Here is a 16,335-nt window from a genome sequence, read left to right as displayed (position 1 = left end):
GATCTGGAAACGCACCTGCACGTGCGACAGGAACTTGTAGGCGCCCACGGCTCCAACGGCCAGCAGCGCAAGGCCGATGATGACGTACGAAAAGCGTCCCGTGGCAACATAGAGCATCAGCAAAAAGATGGTGTAGAACAGGACGGCCGAGCCCAGGTCGCGTTCGAAGACGACGACGAGCAGGCACACGCCCCACACGGCAAACAGCGGCAGCAGCAGGCGGAAGCGCGGAATCTTGAGGCCCAGGATCTTGCGGTTGGAGATGGAGAGCAGCTCGCGGTTCTCGGCCAGATAGCCTGCCAGGAACAGGACGATGAAGACCTTGGCGAACTCGCCGGGCTGGATGGTGAAGCCCGCGATGCGAATCCACAGCTTGGAGCCCGAGATCGTGGTGCCGATAAAGATCGGCAACATCAGCAGGATGATGCCGATAATGCCAAAGGTGTACTTGTAGCGCATGACCACGTCGAGGTTCTTGACCAGTGCGAGCGTTCCCACCATGAGCGCCACCGAGACAAACAAGATGATGAGCTGCGAGATGGCAAGGTCGGGGGCCAAGCGCGTCACGAATGTGATGCCGATGCCCGAGAGCACAAAGACGATGGGCAGGATGGCGGGGTCGGCGCCGGGCGCCAGGATACGCACGGCGATATGCGCCGCGGCGAAGGCGGCGAACAGGCCGATCGGCACGGCGAGCGTCTCAAAGGAAATCGTGGCACCCGCGGTGAGCACGTACATCGCATAGAGCAGGATGACGGGGAACGCCGAGGCGATGAGCAAGAGCAGTTCGGTGTTGCGGCGACTCATAAGCGGCACTCCCTTTCTAATTCTTATCGGAGGCTTCGGCCTCGGCTGACTGTTCGGCGGTTTTCTCGGAATCTGACTCGGAGGTGGATTCCTGATCGGTGTTGTCGCGAATCGTTTGCGCGTCAATCACCTGACGGGTCTGCTCCTCGTCAATCTGATGGCGGTACTTGGAAATGGTGTCCTGCGCATCGTCGACACTCGTTTGCGGAATGCCTGCCTTCAGGCGGTTTTGCGTGTCTTCGGGCAGGTCGGACAGCTTGATGCTGGTTTCGCTCTCGAGCCAGTGGAGCTCGACCCCGAGCGTCTTGCCGGGCAGGCCGCGCCAGACGGCGACATTGCCGTGGTAGGTTCCCAAGTAATAGGAGCCGGTGACGCCCGCGTATGCCCAGATGCCTGCTACCAGCACAAAGACAAGGGCCAAGACGGTGGCGATGGTGACATTGCGGCGTCGGACGCGTTTTGCCTCGCGCATGACGCCGTCGTCGACCAGGTCGACGACCACCACGGTCACATTGTCGTGGCCGCCGGCGGCGAGCGCCGCGTCCACCAAGTTGTCGACACAGATCTGTGCGCTCGAGGACTGCGTAGCGATGTTCTCGATATCGCTATCGGGAATCATGCTCGAAAGACCGTCGGAGCACAGAATCAGGCGGTCGCCTTCCTCGATGTGCAGGGTAAAGTGGTCGGCATACATGGCGGGATCCGAGCCCAGCGCGCGGGTGATGACCGAGCGGTTGGGGTGGACGCGGGCCTCGTCGGCCGTAATCTCGCCGGCATCCACGAGCTCCTCCACGTAGGAGTGGTCGCGGGTCACGCGGATGAGCGTACCCTCGTGGAGCAGGTAGGCGCGCGAGTCGCCCACGTGGGCGATGGCGAGCGTGTCGTTTTCGATGTAGGCGCAGGTGGCCGTGCATCCCATGCCGGGTTTGCCCAGGCCGTTGAGGGCGGCCTCGATCACGGCGGCGTTGGCGGCCTCGACGGCTGCGGCCAGGCGCGCGGCGTCGGCGGACTGCGGCGCCGTCTTGGCGATGGTCTCGACGGCGATGGAGGATGCCACCTCGCCGGCGGCGTGTCCTCCCATGCCGTCGCACACGCAAAAGAGCGGCGACTGCACCAGATAGGAGTCCTCATTGTGCGGGCGCACACATCCGACGTCGGAGCGGGCGCCCCACATAAGCTGCGTGGTGGTGCCGGCGTCGTAGGTCGAGTCAGTCTCGATGCGCTCGTCGGTCAGCGGCTCAAAGCTCATGGTCGAGCCGGGATCTTTGAGCTTTGCCTCCACGGCGGCGACATCGATCTCGGCGGTGTCGCCGGGGGAGACGGTGTCGGCATCGTTGCCCGAATCGGCATCGGAGACGTCCGGAAGGTTGAGGTCTTCGGTTACGCGGTCGGCGGGATCGCCGTCCTGCTGCGGCTCGACAGCCGTCGGCTCGGGCGTCGCAAAGTGCGACGGCGCGGGCGTACTCTGGGGTTGAGCGGAGGACTCGGGAGCTGCGGCGGGCGCGGCAACGGGCTGCTCGACTTCGGCAGGCGTTGCAGATGCGGGTGCCGCCTCGCTTGCCGGGGCGACGGGGAATACCGGTGCGGCAGGCTCGGGGGCTGCAAACACGGCAGCGCTCTCGTTAATCGCCTCGGCGACGGGCTCGGCAAAGTGAGCCGGTGCGGGCGTTGCTTCCGGTTCCGCGGGCTGCTCGGCAGCGTGCGCGCCGATGGGGGCGTCGAGCTGCTCGGTGTCGGCGTCCCCGTCATCGACGAGTGCCGGATATTCTTGAGTTACATGCGAAAGAGGCAGGGAGAACACCGTGTCCTCGGGCTCCACGGTCGCAGGGCGCGCCGGAGCGGCATGGGCCGGCGCAGCTGCGGGGGCAGTTGGCGTCTCGGGCATGGTTGCGGACTTGTTCTCCTCGTCGATCATCGACGGTTCACCTTCATGACCACGTCGCCAATCTGGACCTCATCACCCTCGCGCAGCGTTGCGGGCTCCACCAGCTGACGGCCGTTAACGAGCGTGCCGTTCAAAGAGTTGAGGTCTTCGATGATGAGTGCCGGGCCCTGCAGCGAAAAGCGTGCGTGCGAGGCCGAGACAAACGGTTCGTTGATGCAGATGTCCGAGGACGGTGAGCGGCCCACGATGACGGGGCCGAGCATGTCTACATGGATGCCACGGATGCCGCGCGGACCCTTGTCCACATCGATCGTCCAGATAGCGGAGTCGCGGCGCTGGCCGCGTACGAGTCCCACGCCGGTTTTCATGACGGCGAACAGGAAGATGTAGAGCAGGGCGACCAGGACGATGCGGCCTGCAAAAAGGACGATATCGATGTTCATAAGCGACTATCCCCTAAATTCAAAGGTGCTTAGGCCAAACGTCAGCAGGTCGCCGTTGCGCAGCGGGCAGCGCGTGATGCGGCGGTTGTTGACGAGCGTGCCGTTGGTGGAATTGAGGTCCTCGATCGACCAGTCCGAACCGGTAAAGGTGAGCTGGGCGTGACGGCGCGACACGTTGGGGTCGCGCAGGGCGATGTCCGAAACCGAACGCTCGCGACCGATGGTCACCTGCGCGGAAGTGATGCTGTGGCTCTCGCCGCTCACGACGTCGACGAGCTGGGCGAGCGGGCGCTGCGGGGCGCGGGTGCTCGCCATGTTGGAGGCAATACCGGCCGCGGCGCCAAGGCCCACGGCGGCGCCGGTCGCGGCGGCTCCGCCCATACCGGCGAGGGCGTCACGAGAGACGGTCTGCGGCACGGGGATGGGCGCGGCGGCGGGGTCGGGGACGTTGGGCGCAAAGGGATCGGCCACGGCGAGCGGGTCGGGAGCGGCGGCGCGGGGCGTCGGCTGCTGGGGCATGGCGGCGGGGTGCTGTTGCTGCGGAGCGGCGAATTGCTGCTTGCCGGCGCGGGGAGCGCTGGCGGCGCGGCTTGCGGCCGAGTTGTTCTGGCCCAGGCCATTCTGGTAGGCGCGCTCTTCCTCGTACAGACGACCGAGCGTGGAGGCGTCGACGTTCTCGGCAAAGACCGAGAACTTACCGGCACGCAGCTGGGGGTCGATCATAAAGCGAACGAGGGGCTCGCCGACAAACACATAGCGGCGCTTTTCGGCCTGTGCCTTCACAAACTCGCGGACTTCGCGCGAAAGCTCGGGGTAGAACGGGGCGAGCATGGGATCGTCGTCGGCGGCGATCAGGATGGTATAGAGTGCCGGCGCGGTGTTGACGCCGTTGATCACCAGAGTCTGATCCTCCATGTCGCGAGCGGCCTGCTTGGCAAGCTTCTTAAAGGAGAACGGGGCACGGGTGGCACCGAAGATGCCGGCCACGTGGTCCTCGAAGATGTTCAGGAAGTTCACGAAAGATCACTCTCCGTATAGGTTCTTTGGTATCCGAGCAAATATAGGCATATCCCAACGATTATAGAGGATAGGGTTCCCGCAACCGCCGCCTTGACGACGACCGCGGCCGCAAGGCTGGCAATTTCCATATGGTGTGCAAGACAGAGCGACGCCGCGGTGCCTATTCCGCAGCCGGCGATGGCAGCGATTGCAGCCAGGTTCGAGCCCTGCTCGGCACGCTTGGCATGGGCGTTGAGCAGCAGAGATGTCAGTGCAGCTGTCGCCGCGACGAGCACGACGGCAGCCCAGAAGAGCACGTCTCCCAGTGCCGCGGCAACATTGCCGAGCCCCAGCACGCCTCTGGCGGAAAGCGCAACCGTAGCCAGGTGGCCAAAAAGCGCGCCCATTCCCGTGGCGGCCGCGGCGCTTGCCGGGCCGAGCCAAAAGGCCGCGATGCCGGCAGCGACCCCGGCGGCAAGGAGGACGTCGCCCGTTAGGCAGCCAAGTGCCACCGCGCAGGTGAGCGCGGCGCTCGCGGCGGCCTCGGTGCGGCCCCAGGCGATCCACCAACCGGATATGGTGGCGGCAAAGAGCACCGCGACGGGCAGCATCGACAGGATGCCCTGCGCCTGCATGGTGGCGTTGGCCATAAGTACCAAAAAGCCCACGGCCGAGATGGCCGAGCCAATCTGCGGGGCCAGGCCGGCGGCCGCCCCAATCGCGATGGCCGCGGCAATAAGTCCGGGAAGCGCCGCGACGCCAGCCGTCTGCATGATCAAAAAGCTAAAGGCACCACACGCTAGCGCCGAGATGGCGCGCATGGTGTAATCGCGCGCGTGGCTCCAGCGCGTGCCGGCCCAGCCGAGTGCGGGGTCGACCTCGATGGTGTCGTCCTCATAGGGTAACGATTCGATATCGTCTGCCGCGCGCTCGTCATCCGACAGCTCGCCCACCATCTGCTCCAGGCTGCGACGGCCCTCGCGCACGCTACCCAAGCCGGCGAGCAGCTGGTCGCAAAATGCCTCGATGCTGTTGGGGCGGTCTTGCGGCATGGGGGAGAGGGCGCTCATGAGTGCAGCCTCGGCTCCCGGGGGAAAGTGCGGGATGAGCTCGCTGGGGTAGGTGGCGCCGCCGATGATGCGGTCGAGCGAGTCGCCGGGCGTGGCGGCCATAAAGGGAGCGTTGCCGCACAGGCCCTCGTAGATCACACAGGCGAGGGCAAAGACATCGGCGCGCTCGTCGACTGTACCGGTCTCGATATCGAGCTGCTCGGGCGGCATGTAGCCGATGGTGCCGCCGCGCGAGCCGCCAAAGCCGCCGGCAGACGACAGCCGCGCCATGCCAAAGTCGGTGAGCTTTACATTGCCCGAGTGGTCGATGAGCACGTTGGCGGGCTTAATATCCAGGTGGAGCACGCCGTTGCTATGGGCGAAGGTGAGCGCCTGCCCCAGCGCGTCGGCAATTGCCGCGGCCTCGTCAAAGGTGAGCGAATGGCCGTCAACTCGATGCAAAAAGTCGGCTAGGGACATGCCGTCGACATATTCCATGACTAGGTAGGCATAGGCGGTATCGTGCGTAAAGTCGATAACCTGCACGATATTGGGATGTTGAAGCATGGCGGCGGTGTGTGCCTCGCGCAGGACATCCATGATGTCGCTGGCGGGCATGCCGGCACCGCTTGTGAGGGGGATACGCTTAATGGCGACGCGACGGCGCAGGTGCGTGTCGCGGCAAATCTCGATGGAGCCAAAACCGCCGGTTGCAAGCGTCTCGAGCGGCTGGAACCGCTTGAGCAGCTCGCGAGAGCTGGTGCCCTCCAAGGGAACGTCCGGCGAGAACCGGGCGGTATGTTGCGAGAAAAGCGGCATGGCCAACCCTCGTGCGTTTAAAGTTCGTTTGCGAGCGGCGGGCGCGGAGCCGAGCCGTTCGCGGTGGCATAGATGCTGCTAGTGTAGCACGCTCGGGTGAAAGGAAACCGCATCCCACTTTGGAGCGCCAAAACGGGATGCGGTTTCCGCTGTCAATCTAAGTTACGCCTAAGCATGCGCCCGGAGCCTGAAAGTCCGTGCTCGGCTTAGCGCTTCTTCTTGTTCTTCTTCTGCTTGCGCTGCTTGTCCTTGGCGTCCTTGGGCTTGTCGCCCTGCTTGGCCTCGGCGGCGGCCTTCTCGGCCTTCATCTTCTTGCGCTTGGTCTCGATGCGGAGCTTTTTGTTGATGCGGGCCTTGAGGAAGGGGCCGAACTGCTCGGCATCGCCACGCACGAAGGTGTCCTTGGGGATCGTCACGCCCTGGTCGGCGAACATGGCCACAAAGATGCGCTCGCCGTCGAGCACGTGGTCGAGCTTGTCAAACGGAAAGAACTGCGACTTGCCGCTCCTGCCCCAGACCATCAGGCCGTCCTCGTTGACGGCGACGCGGCGGTAGCGGCCGCCCATGGACTCGTCGGCCTTGACGGCATCGATAAAGTCGCGGGCGAGTGTGTGATGCAGGTTTTTGCTCCACCAGGCCAAAAAGGCGCCGAACACGATCAGCACGACGCCGAACTTGATCCAGCTGCCGCCGGCTACCAGCATACCGATGCCGATGAGCGCGGCAATGGCGGCGGCGACGTACAGGGAGCCGCGGCGCCTAGGCGAGGCGACCAGGCGGGCAAAATCGGTGACGAGGTCGTTTTCGTACTGGTACTCGTTAAGGTACAGAATGCCGTCATCGGCCGCGGCCTGCGTCTCGAGCGCGACCTCGACCTGGTCGGCTGCTTCGGAGGGAACGAGGTTGCTCTCTGCGTCTGCCATGCTCTTTGGACTCCTATCGCGGCGGGCTCGCCGTACGGGTTATTATGAATGCAGTATGCCGTGCGACCGCATGGCCGTCGCGGCAACAAGTCTCAGTATACCCGGGGGAGCACCCATGGAATCGTTGTACCGAAAGTATCGCCCGCTCACCTTCGACTCCGTGGTGGGCCAGCAGCATATCGTCTCGACGCTCGAGCACGCTATCACCGAGGGACGCCTGTCCCACGCCTACCTGTTCTGCGGACCGCGCGGCACGGGCAAGACCACCATGGCGCGCATCCTTGCCAAGGCGCTGCTGTGCCGCAATGCCGAGGCGGCGCGCGCCGAGGGTACAAGCGGCTGCATGCCCGACGGTACTTGCGAGGAGTGCGAACTCATTGCCGAGGGCAACCACCCCGATGTCTACGAGCTCGATGCCGCAAGCCGTACCGGCGTGGACAACGTGCGCGAGGAGATCATCAACTCCGTCAACTTTGCCCCGGTGCGCGGCAAGTACAAGATCTATATCATCGACGAGGTTCACATGCTCACGACGGCGGCGTTCAACGCGCTGCTCAAGACGCTCGAGGAGCCGCCGGCACACGTGATCTTTGTGCTGTGCACCACCGATCCGCAAAAGATTCTGGAGACCATCCTCTCGCGCTGCCAGCGCTTCGATTTCCACCGCATCGGCAACGAGGATATCGAGCATCGCCTGTCCTACGTGTGCGAGCAGGAGGGCTTCGATTACGACGACGAGGCGCTCGCCATCGTGGCGCGCCATGCCAAGGGCGGCATGCGCGACGCGCTCTCCACGCTGGAGCAGCTGAGCGTTTTTGGCAACGGCGCCGTGCATGCGGACGATGCCCGCTCGCTTTTGGGCGAGGTTTCGGACCAGATTCTGGGCGAGTTTGCCCGCGCCATCGCCGAGCGTGATATTGCTGAGCTCTATGGGCTCATTCGTGCACAGGTCGAGGAGGGCAATGACCTGCTTGAGCTGACGCGCGACCTGGTGGCGCATGTGCGCGACGTGTATGTGGCTTGCGTTGCCGGTGCCCGTGCCGAGCTGTTTGAGGGCGGCTCCGAGCAGGCCGAGGCGCTTGCTGCCGAGGCCGCCGCCTTTGGCGAGCATTCGGCCGACCGTCTGGCCCGCGTGCTGACGGTGCTTGACGATGCCGCGCTGGAGATGAGGGGCGCGAGCGACGTGCGCCTGGTGCTCGAGATCGCCTGCACGCGCCTGGCACGTCCCGAGGCCGATCTGACCATTGAGGCCCTGGCCGAGCGCGTGGCACGCTTGGAGGCCATGGTCGCCAACGCCGCGGTGCCGGCGAGCGTGGCTGCTGCTCAAGCGAACGCGCCTGCTGCATCCGCACCCGTTGTCCAGCAGCCGACGCTGATCTCGGGTGCCCGAGCTGCTACTCCCGCGGCGACTGCCGCCCCCGCTGCTACGCCCGCGCATCAGGGTGGCATGCCTTGGGACCGCGGCGCTGCTGTTCCGGCGGCCCAGCCTGCGCCCAAGTCCGCAGCTCCGGCTCCCGCGCCCAAACCTGTAACGCCTGCACCTCAACCCGTTGTGGCTCCGGCTCCCGCGCCTGCTGCATCGACCGTGTCGGTGTCCAAGCCCAACAACGCCGCCCAGGTTGCCGCCGCCGGTGCTGCCGAGACCCCTGCGGTCGAGGACGCCGGCGAGCTCCAGCGCAAATGGGCCGAGGTCGTCGAGCGCGTCAAGGCTCGTCAGGCTTCCTATGCGGGCCTGCTGCTCAATGCCCGCGCCACGGCCGACGACGGCTCCAAGCTCACGGTCTCGTTCCCCGCGGGCTCGACCTTTGCCATCAAGATGCTCGGGCGCGCCGACACGCAGTCGGTGGTCCTGCCGACGGTCTGCGCGGTCTTCGGTCGTCGCACCGTCGACTATGTTCTGGATGGGGGTGGCACGCCGGCTCCTCAACATGAGGAGCGTTCTCCATCTGCACGGGCTGCGGTATCTGCGGACCCGCAACCCGTGTCCTCGGCGGCCCCTGCATCCTCGAGCGTCAGCGTGCCGCAGCAAGCGGCGCCGATAGCGGCACCGACCCCGTCGGCGCCTAAACCCGTTATGCCAAAACCTGCCGCTCCGGTGCCCGCGCCCAAGCCTGCCGCACCTGCGCCTAAGTCGTCTGACCTAGGCAAGGCTCCGTGGTTGCGCTCCGACAACCCCGCCGGCGCTCCCGCTACGGGCAAGCTGCCCACCGAGCCCGCGCCCCGTGCACCCGAGCGCTCTGCCGCCCCCAAGGCTCAGCCTGCCGCGCAGTCTGCGCCGTGGGAGTCCGAGCAGGTGCCCTATGACGACGCCATGGTCGGCGGCTTCGCTTCCGATGCGGGCGGGGACGATCTGCCCCCGTTCGACGTGCCCAGCGCGGCTCCGGAGCCCAAGCCTGCGGCGCCTGCCCCCGCAAGCGACGACACCCCCGCGGCTCCCTGGGAGTCTAATCCCGGCGCCGGCAGCCCCTTCGGCCACCAGGGCGCAGCTCCGAGCATCCCGCAGACCGAGGACGAGGCCAAAGCCCTCATCCGCAGCGTCTTCGGCCAGTCCACCATCTTCAAGCCGGTGGAGTAGCTGCGCAGGCGGGTATACTGCTCAAGAAGAGAAGCCTTTGAACGGAGCGAGCTTATGATGTGGGAATATGTCCGCCTTGAGGACGATACGCAGGTTTCGTATTCCGAGGTTCGTGAGGACAACACGGTGAAGGTCGTTGTGGAGCGCCCGCGCGATTGGGGCTTTGATACGGCGGAGTGCATCTTGCCGGCATTCAACTGGGTGTCGCACGAGGGCTTTAACGAGGCAGATCTTAAAGAGCTCGACGAGTTCGTGCGCAACAATGCTCCGCTCATCCTGCGTTTTGCCTACGAAGGCGGACGAGTCTATGCCTAGTCTTTTCCGACTCGGGCCGTACATCATCTTTTTCTGGACAGGGGAGAACGGCGAGCCCGTCCATGTTCATATCGCGGTCAAGCGCCCCACCGCCGAGGCGACCAAGATATGGCTTACCCGCTCCGGCGGATGCAAGCTGGCCCATAACAAGGGCGATATTCCTGCTCGGGATTTACGCGATATCATGCAGTTTGTTTCATCTAACCATGCGCTGATTTGCAAACGCTGGAAAGAAACAACCGGTGGGCTGTCGTTTTACTGTTGAGAATCGCTTGCTGGGCTTAGGACCCCTAGCTCTTTAGGGGCTTTTTATCCGGGCGCATTTGTATTTCGGACATGTGTAGTGTGGTGCCGCGTATGTCGCATTCGAGCAGACAAGTACGTGACGGTCGGCCTAGGATGCTGAGGTCGATGCGATACGTCGCATGGCTGTCCGTGTACTCGACTTGTTCGGCGTTGACGGTTGCTCCGATTGCCAAATAAACGCCTGGCTCGGCATCGACAATCTTGGCGTCCTCTATCTTGACCCTGAACTCCTGGTAGAGGGACGGGCTGTTGTAGTAAATGGTTCGGGTTCCGTCGGTGCACTCATCGGTCGCTTCCCATTTGACGGCGGGCTGGTCCGAGCTGGCTACTAACAGTTCTGCTCCAAAGGCTATAGCGTGGGCGACGACAACCAGCAATGCCCAGCCGGCAAAGAGATAGATAACCAAATATAGAGCGGGGTGTTTTGAGCGGATGTTTTGGAGCGCGTCGGGGGCATTCATGGGGCACCTCCAAATTGCTATCTATGACAATCAAATTATACCCTGCCGCCATGTGCGCCGCCTCGAGCAGCGGTTCGGCATTTAGCTATTTAGTGGCACACATGAAATGCCGGATTCGGTTCTACTAGATTGAGTGTGCGATATTATGCAGCCTTGCATAATTCGACCTTGCATAATCTTTGCGTGCGGTTTGTATTGGAGGACATGTATATCGACTGAGGTGGCGTGTTCGCCCCGCTCGCTGGCCGCGCGCCGTGGTACGATTTTTGAGTTTGAAAGTCCCGCCGCGCCCCGGCTGCCCTTGCAGCTCGTTGCGCGGCCGCACGTAAAGGAGCCATTATGGCCGGTATGAACATGCAGCAGATGATGAAGCAGGCTCGCAAGATGCAGGAGCAGCTTGCCGCCGCGCAGGAGAACCTCAAGTCCCAGACCGTCGACGCCTCTGCCGGCGGCGGCATGGTCAAGGTGACCGTTAACGGCGAGATGGAGCTCGTCAACCTCACCATCGATCCCGATGCCCTCGATCCCGAGGACGTCGATATGCTGCAGGACATGATCATGGCTGCTGTCAACGAGGCCGTCCGCGGCGTCAACGAGCTCGCCAACAAGCAGATGGGCGCCATCACCGGCGGCCTCAACATCCCGGGCATGCCGTTCTAAGACACGCATATATATGAGCGCCAACCATAGTCTGCAAAAACTGCTCGATGAGCTGGGTCGTCTGCCGGGTATTGGTCCCAAGTCGGCCCAGCGCATCGCCTATTACCTGCTCGAGGCCGATGCCGAGGAGGCCCGCCGCCTGGCCGAGGCCATCCTGGAGGTCAAGCAGGAGGTCCACTTTTGCAGCCGTTGCTTTAACTACGCCACGGCCGACGAGTGCTCCATCTGCCAGGATCCGATGCGCGATACCACTCGCATTTGCGTGGTGGGCGAGCCGCGCGACGTCCAGGCAATCGAGCGCACGGGCAGCTACCATGGCCTGTACCATGTGCTGGGCGGCGTGATCAGCCCCATGGACAAGATCGGTCCCGAGCAGCTGCATATCCGCGAGCTGCTGGCGCGCCTGGGCCACGAGGACATCCACGAGGTCATTATCGCCACCAACCCCAACATTGAGGGCGAGACCACGGCGAGCTACCTTGCTCGCACCATCAAGCCATTGGGCGTTGAGGTATCGCGTCTTGCGAGCGGCCTTCCCGTAGGCGGCGACTTGGAGTATGCCGACGAGCTTACGCTCGGCCGCGCTATCGAGGCCCGCCGTGCGATCTAGGCGGCGTCAGCTCCACGGCATGTCCCGTCGGCCTGCCGCACGGGGCGCTCATAATTGGGTTCGCGTTCATGCATTTGTTGTGCAACAAACCTGCTTTTCATCCGCTTATCGCGTGGATGGGTCCGTCTGCACCTCGTATTTGCCCATTCGTTGCGCAACCTTTTGGGTTCGCTGATACACTCAAATGTGAATATGAAAGAATGCGCCGCTTTTAAGCGGCGTGTTTTTGTTTGGAGGAGAACGCATGCGGCCCGGGGGCACTCAGACAAAGCATGGCGCCGCGGTGCGCATGCGACGCCGGCTGGGCCTGGCGCCTCGGGCGTGTGTGCTGCTGTCTTGCTCGCTGGTGCTGGTCGTGGCGGGCGTTTCTGCTTACGGCATGACGGTGCCGTCCATGGTACAGGCGCATGCTGCGCGTGAATTGCATATAGGGCGCAAGGCCAAGAGCGATCTGGGAACGACAACCGGATATACGTGGGCGAGCGTGGTCTCGCACGTTGTGTTTGGCGGCGACGATGCGGACGGTCCCGAAACAGCGGACAACGAGGTTACGCTGGCAAACGGCAAGACCATCGTGCTCACCAACACCAAGGTCATTACGAAGCTTTCCAATAGCAGCGTGGCTTCTGTCGTTAACAAGGCGGAGCAGCAGAAAGAGCAGGATACGCAGCAGACGGGTAAGCCCGGCGGCTCGGACGGGTCCGGTTCTGGCACCGGTTCGTCGAGCTCGGGCGGCGGTTCCGGTTCGGGCTCCGCCTCTGGCGGTGGATCTTCGAGTGGTGGCTCGACGGACGGCGGTACCGGCGGGGACGCGGGCTCGGGTGGCCTCTCGGCTGCCGAGGAGGAGAGTATTCACAGTTGGCTCGTGACCAAATACAACATGCTCGATGGCTATGTCGCCCGCGCCAACAGCGTGGTTTCGACCTATAACGCTACGGGCGATACCGGACCGTGCGACACCCTGGCCAACGATATGTTTGTCATCCGTGCCGAGTTCGGCCGACAAAGGTTTTCGACCAAATCAAAATGGTATCGGCAGTATGCCAATCTGTGGGGCTGCTATACCAACCTGTGTCAATGGGTTGGGCACTACGGCGACGACGACGTCGCGCTCAACAACTTCAACACCAATGTGGCGGCGATCGCCCTATGACGAACGACCTCGCTTCTACGGCAGCCCAGTCGCTCAACCGTGATCCCATGGTGGGCCTGCGCCTGGCGCGCGTCGACGGGTTTGAGCCGGCCGTCGCCCTGGGCACGGACGAGCTTCCCGCCTACCTGCGCCGTTTTACGATGCTGTTTGCCGATGATGCCACCATGCGCCGCGGCGGTATCGGTCGTGTGACGCGTGCCGTCAACGCGCAGGGCGAGGCCGTGGCGCTCAAGCAGCTCATCTTGCCAACGCGCGACGAATTTGATGACGATGTCGCCCACGAGGCGCTGGTCACCAAGTTCAAGGCGGCGTTTCGCGAGGAATATGAATGCCATCGTGCCCTTTCGGGCCTTAAGGGCTTTCCCCGCTTATACGGGTGGGGCGAGGTCGACGGCGTGCCCGCGATTGTCATGGAGTGGGTCGAGGGCGAGACGCTCGCTCGCCTGCGCTCGCGCTTTGCCGTAGATGATGCCGGGCGCCTGTCGCCGCTTGTGGCGGCGCGCCTGGGCCGTGACCTGTTCGATCTGCTCTGCCGTATGAGCCTGGTGGGGGAGGGCTTTGTCCATCGCGATATCTCGCCCGCTAATATCATGGTGCGCACGGCGCGCCTGCCGCTCGACCGACAGCTTGCCGAGGGCACCTTCGACCTGTGCTTGATCGATTTTGGCTCGTCGCTGGCGCTCGAGCCCGCCTCTGCGGTGGCCGGCACCGGCGGCAAGGCGTCGTTTACCGAACGCTATGCCACGTTGCGCCGTGCGACGGTGGCCTACGCCCCGCCCGAGATGCTCACCGACGATATCCCCGACTTACGCACGCTCCGCATGTCGCCGGCAATCGATGTCTATGCAGCGGCGAGTACGATCTACGAGCTCATTGCCGGTGTCGCGCCGTACGAAGTAGCGCCGGGTGCATCGGGTACTTCGGGCTCGCGCAAAAAGACGCGCGATATCGCCAGCCCTTATCGCCTCAAGATGGATACGCTGCCCGATTATCCCGTCGGCGCCCACGCGCCCGGCTGCGACTTGACGCAACTGCTGCGACGCGAGCCCGATGTGGCACTTGCCGCGGCCGAACAGGCTCAGCAGCTGGGGCTCGATCCAAATTCCGAGGATCTGCGCGATGCGTTGGCGTTTGTCGACGCTCAGCTGTTCGATGTGGTGATGGCCTGCCTGTCCTGCCATCAGGAAGATCGTCCCGAGCCGGCTGCGGTGGAGGCGGCGCTCTCGGCATTTTGCGACCACTATGCGCAAAATGTCGCCCGTTCGCTTCGCGCCGAGCCGCTCATGCCGTGCCCGATGGAGGTATCGGGGCGCGCAGCCCAGCGTGCGGCGATGGTTGGTGCGACGGCGGCATGCGGCGTGCTTTGGGCTGTGGTCGTGGTATCAGCGGCGCTGTTGGCGTCGGGCGCCCATGTGACGCTCATCGTGGGACCGCTTATGTGGTCCGGGAAGCTGCCGGCCATTATAGCCGCGCTGGCGTTGGCGCTGCCGGGCATGGTGGGCATCGCTGCCGGGGCCTTGGCGCGCGACCGCCGTGCGGGATTCCTGCAGGGCGTGTTGGCCCTTTCCGCCTGCGAGGTTCCGGCTCTGGTCGCACTCGCATGTGCCGTGTTTTCCCAGCATGCCGTGGCAGGCGGCCTGGTGGCCGCCATAATTGCAACCTATGCGCTCACGTGGTTTTTGCTGGCGATGGGGTTTGCCTTTGAGCTTCCCGTCGTGTCGGCACGACGTGCGAAAATTCCCATGGCGACGCCGCTTGCCGGCGGAGCCGCGGCTGTCCGCGCCTTTGGCGGGTCGGCCGAAGCATCCGACACTATCTCTGCGACCAAGGAGGGCTAAGCCATGGCTTCTCAAGCTGAGCTCACCCCGTGCGGGGCAATGTTTGACATCTTTAAGCGCGCAGCGCACCTGAGCCATATCGAACTGTGCGGCCTGGTGCTCTCGAGCCGCCCGCTCGCCGACGGCCGTAGTCCGCAGAGTCGTGCCGCCGATCGCTCCTGGGTTTCGCGCTTTATCGTGCGCGCGCCGGTCGGCACGCTGCAGGAACGTTATTTTGCCGATTACGGCACCTCGGCCGCGCGCATTATGTCGCAGCTGGCCCTGCGCCGTCGCAATCCCATGGACGCCGCGGCCGTGACCAATATGGTGTGCGGCCCCGCTGGCGAGCCCATGGCGCGGGCACTCGAGGAATGCCACCAGGACACGAATCTCTATCGCAATGCGCTCGAGCGCCTGTCGCAGGCGGCTGAACTCATGCCCGCCGAGCGCGCCGAGGCCATCCTGGTGCTGTTTGTCGCCGTGGGTTGCTCGGCAGATGTACGTTCGTCGGTGACCTATGCCATCGACTACGCTCATGCGACCTGTGGCGGCGCCACGTCGACGCCGCGCTCGCTGAGCACATCTTCGGTCGCGGGCGAGCGCGAGGTCGCGCCGGCGCATCCGCTGGGACTGCTGCGCGTGCAAAACGGCTACGTGGTGAGCGCCCCGCGCTGGATTCAGCCGAGTGAGGAAGGCGTCGAGATCGGCGCGCTGGCAACGGGGGAGGGCGACATCACCGACGTCGGCGACGACGTCTCGGCCCGCCATGCCCATATCTGGTGCGACGATTCTGGCACATGGTTTGTCGAGGACCTGTCGTCCACGAACGGCACCGTGGTGGTAAACGGGGCCACGGGCGTGTGTATTCAAGTAGAGCCCGGCCGCTCCGCCCAGCTCAGCCCCGGCGATGAGCTCAAACTCGGCGAATCCACCACCTACGCCATCCTCCTCGGCGCCCTCTAGCTCATCCCCCCAATGAGTTGCGGTGAAATAGGGACTGATTAAGGCCGTTAACAGCAAAAACAGTCCCTATTTCACCGCAACTGCTGTGGGGTTCCAGGGGACTGTGTCCGTCGGTGCCGGGCGCACAATAGTCACCCGAGGTAAACCTTTACCGGCCACCTATATTTGCCGAAATTACACTTGACGGCGGGGTACAATAAACCCGCATGCGGATTTCCGTTGCGGGCGCTTCCCATCGCCGGGGCGTGCCCGGGAGCATCCGGCATGCGGCCTTTGCGGCGCTCGGTCATGTGCAAGACGGGTAGCTGGGCCTGTGGAGCGCGTGCAGCCCTCCTCGCCCTAGCACGCCTTCTCTCCACGCCATGTACCTGCTGCTGAGTCTGCCTGCCAGATGATTGGAAGCAACAACGAAAATCCCATCACGCCAACATCCCGGCGATCGCCGGGGCCTGTATACCTATATGAGAGGAGAGGGGTATATGGCGCGTAAGTTTAAGTCTATGGACGGCAACGAGGCGGCCGCATATGTTTCGTATGCGTACACCGAGGT

Annotated in this window: 15 protein-coding genes; 8 read left to right on the top strand and 7 right to left on the bottom strand. The window is 63.9% G+C overall.

Annotation, left to right across the window (positions count from 1 at the left end; translation table 11 throughout):
* From AB5Z14_RS09865 to AB5Z14_RS09840, 6 genes are all read right to left on the bottom strand, one after another.
* On the bottom strand, positions 1 to 807 hold an 807-nt coding region (locus AB5Z14_RS09865), incomplete at its 3' end, for an FtsW/RodA/SpoVE family cell cycle protein (protein WP_368131263.1).
* A 16-nt stretch (positions 808 to 823) separates the two neighbouring features.
* Positions 824 to 2,722 carry a Stp1/IreP family PP2C-type Ser/Thr phosphatase gene (locus AB5Z14_RS09860; protein ID WP_368131262.1) on the bottom strand — a complete coding sequence of 633 codons (1,899 nt, stop codon included), beginning with the start codon at positions 2,720 to 2,722 and terminating at the stop codon, positions 824 to 826.
* Positions 2,719 to 3,135: an FHA domain-containing protein gene (locus tag AB5Z14_RS09855; RefSeq protein ID WP_006235180.1), complete on the bottom strand. Its 417-nt coding sequence runs from the start codon at positions 3,133 to 3,135 to the stop codon at positions 2,719 to 2,721. Before AB5Z14_RS09855 ends, AB5Z14_RS09860 begins: the two co-directional genes overlap by 4 nt.
* Before the next feature lie 6 nt (positions 3,136 to 3,141).
* Entirely contained in the window at positions 3,142 to 4,152 is a 1,011-nt protein-coding gene (locus AB5Z14_RS09850) for an FhaA domain-containing protein (protein WP_368131261.1), read from the bottom strand.
* Positions 4,149 to 6,002, bottom strand: coding sequence for a serine/threonine-protein kinase (locus AB5Z14_RS09845; RefSeq protein ID WP_368131260.1), 1,854 nt, complete (start codon positions 6,000 to 6,002; stop codon positions 4,149 to 4,151). The genes AB5Z14_RS09850 and AB5Z14_RS09845 overlap by 4 nt, the downstream gene beginning before the upstream one ends.
* A gap of 206 nt (positions 6,003 to 6,208) precedes the next feature.
* The gene (locus AB5Z14_RS09840; protein ID WP_368131259.1) at positions 6,209 to 6,925 is read right to left on the bottom strand and encodes a hypothetical protein; all 717 of its coding nucleotides are present in this window, start codon (positions 6,923 to 6,925) and stop codon (positions 6,209 to 6,211) included.
* A 115-nt stretch (positions 6,926 to 7,040) separates the two neighbouring features.
* Here AB5Z14_RS09840 and dnaX point away from each other — a divergent pair, with 115 nt between their 5' ends.
* Genes dnaX through AB5Z14_RS09825 form a run of 3 tightly spaced genes read left to right on the top strand, consistent with a single transcriptional unit; the run spans position 7,041 to position 10,080 of the window.
* The gene (dnaX, locus tag AB5Z14_RS09835) at positions 7,041 to 9,500 is read left to right on the top strand and encodes a DNA polymerase III subunit gamma/tau (protein WP_368131258.1); all 2,460 of its coding nucleotides are present in this window, start codon (positions 7,041 to 7,043) and stop codon (positions 9,498 to 9,500) included.
* 54 nt (positions 9,501 to 9,554) lie between these two features.
* Positions 9,555 to 9,815 (top strand): hypothetical protein, encoded by a 261-nt coding sequence (locus AB5Z14_RS09830; RefSeq protein WP_368131257.1) that lies wholly within the window; start codon positions 9,555 to 9,557, stop codon positions 9,813 to 9,815.
* Positions 9,808 to 10,080: a DUF4160 domain-containing protein gene (locus AB5Z14_RS09825; RefSeq protein ID WP_117757924.1), complete on the top strand. Its 273-nt coding sequence runs from the start codon at positions 9,808 to 9,810 to the stop codon at positions 10,078 to 10,080. Before AB5Z14_RS09830 ends, AB5Z14_RS09825 begins: the two co-directional genes overlap by 8 nt.
* Before the next feature lie 25 nt (positions 10,081 to 10,105).
* Here the strand turns inward: AB5Z14_RS09825 and AB5Z14_RS09820 are convergent, their stop codons facing one another.
* A complete protein-coding gene (locus AB5Z14_RS09820; protein WP_368131256.1) occupies positions 10,106 to 10,582 on the bottom strand; it encodes a hypothetical protein in 477 nt (158 codons plus the stop codon).
* A gap of 339 nt (positions 10,583 to 10,921) precedes the next feature.
* Between AB5Z14_RS09820 and AB5Z14_RS09815 the strand changes: the two genes are divergently transcribed.
* From AB5Z14_RS09815 to AB5Z14_RS09795, 5 genes are all read left to right on the top strand, one after another.
* Complete coding sequence (locus AB5Z14_RS09815) at positions 10,922 to 11,242, top strand: YbaB/EbfC family nucleoid-associated protein (RefSeq protein WP_006235174.1); 321 nt, start codon at positions 10,922 to 10,924, stop codon at positions 11,240 to 11,242.
* 13 nt (positions 11,243 to 11,255) lie between these two features.
* Positions 11,256 to 11,852: a recombination mediator RecR gene (gene recR, locus AB5Z14_RS09810; RefSeq protein ID WP_006235173.1), complete on the top strand. Its 597-nt coding sequence runs from the start codon at positions 11,256 to 11,258 to the stop codon at positions 11,850 to 11,852.
* Positions 11,853 to 12,096: 244 nt separating this feature from the next.
* Complete coding sequence (locus AB5Z14_RS09805; RefSeq protein WP_368131255.1) at positions 12,097 to 13,005, top strand: hypothetical protein; 909 nt, start codon at positions 12,097 to 12,099, stop codon at positions 13,003 to 13,005.
* Positions 13,002 to 14,843 carry a serine/threonine protein kinase gene (locus tag AB5Z14_RS09800; RefSeq protein ID WP_368131254.1) on the top strand — a complete coding sequence of 614 codons (1,842 nt, stop codon included), beginning with the start codon at positions 13,002 to 13,004 and terminating at the stop codon, positions 14,841 to 14,843. The genes AB5Z14_RS09805 and AB5Z14_RS09800 overlap by 4 nt, the downstream gene beginning before the upstream one ends.
* Positions 14,844 to 14,846: 3 nt before the next feature.
* Positions 14,847 to 15,785, top strand: a complete 939-nt coding sequence (locus AB5Z14_RS09795; RefSeq protein WP_368131253.1) for an FHA domain-containing protein — start codon at positions 14,847 to 14,849, stop codon at positions 15,783 to 15,785.
* Positions 15,786 to 16,335 lie beyond the last annotated feature (550 nt).

Source organism: Collinsella aerofaciens (assembly GCF_040910265.1).
GTDB classification, from domain to species: Bacteria; Actinomycetota; Coriobacteriia; order Coriobacteriales; family Coriobacteriaceae; genus Collinsella; species Collinsella aerofaciens_BK.
This window is presented reverse-complemented; position numbering and strand designations above follow the sequence as displayed.

Coding starts and splice junctions, on each gene's coding strand:
- AB5Z14_RS09860 (WP_368131262.1), bottom strand. CDS start 2,722: ATGATCGACGAGGAGAACAAGTCCGCAACCATGCCCGAGACGCCAACT.
- AB5Z14_RS09855 (WP_006235180.1), bottom strand. CDS start 3,135: ATGAACATCGATATCGTCCTTTTTGCAGGCCGCATCGTCCTGGTCGCC.
- AB5Z14_RS09845 (WP_368131260.1), bottom strand. CDS start 6,002: ATGCCGCTTTTCTCGCAACATACCGCCCGGTTCTCGCCGGACGTTCCC.
- AB5Z14_RS09840 (WP_368131259.1), bottom strand. CDS start 6,925: ATGGCAGACGCAGAGAGCAACCTCGTTCCCTCCGAAGCAGCCGACCAG.
- dnaX (WP_368131258.1), top strand. CDS start 7,041: ATGGAATCGTTGTACCGAAAGTATCGCCCGCTCACCTTCGACTCCGTG.
- AB5Z14_RS09830 (WP_368131257.1), top strand. CDS start 9,555: ATGATGTGGGAATATGTCCGCCTTGAGGACGATACGCAGGTTTCGTAT.
- AB5Z14_RS09825 (WP_117757924.1), top strand. CDS start 9,808: ATGCCTAGTCTTTTCCGACTCGGGCCGTACATCATCTTTTTCTGGACA.
- AB5Z14_RS09820 (WP_368131256.1), bottom strand. CDS start 10,582: ATGAATGCCCCCGACGCGCTCCAAAACATCCGCTCAAAACACCCCGCT.
- AB5Z14_RS09815 (WP_006235174.1), top strand. CDS start 10,922: ATGGCCGGTATGAACATGCAGCAGATGATGAAGCAGGCTCGCAAGATG.
- recR (WP_006235173.1), top strand. CDS start 11,256: ATGAGCGCCAACCATAGTCTGCAAAAACTGCTCGATGAGCTGGGTCGT.
- AB5Z14_RS09805 (WP_368131255.1), top strand. CDS start 12,097: ATGCGGCCCGGGGGCACTCAGACAAAGCATGGCGCCGCGGTGCGCATG.
- AB5Z14_RS09800 (WP_368131254.1), top strand. CDS start 13,002: ATGACGAACGACCTCGCTTCTACGGCAGCCCAGTCGCTCAACCGTGAT.
- AB5Z14_RS09795 (WP_368131253.1), top strand. CDS start 14,847: ATGGCTTCTCAAGCTGAGCTCACCCCGTGCGGGGCAATGTTTGACATC.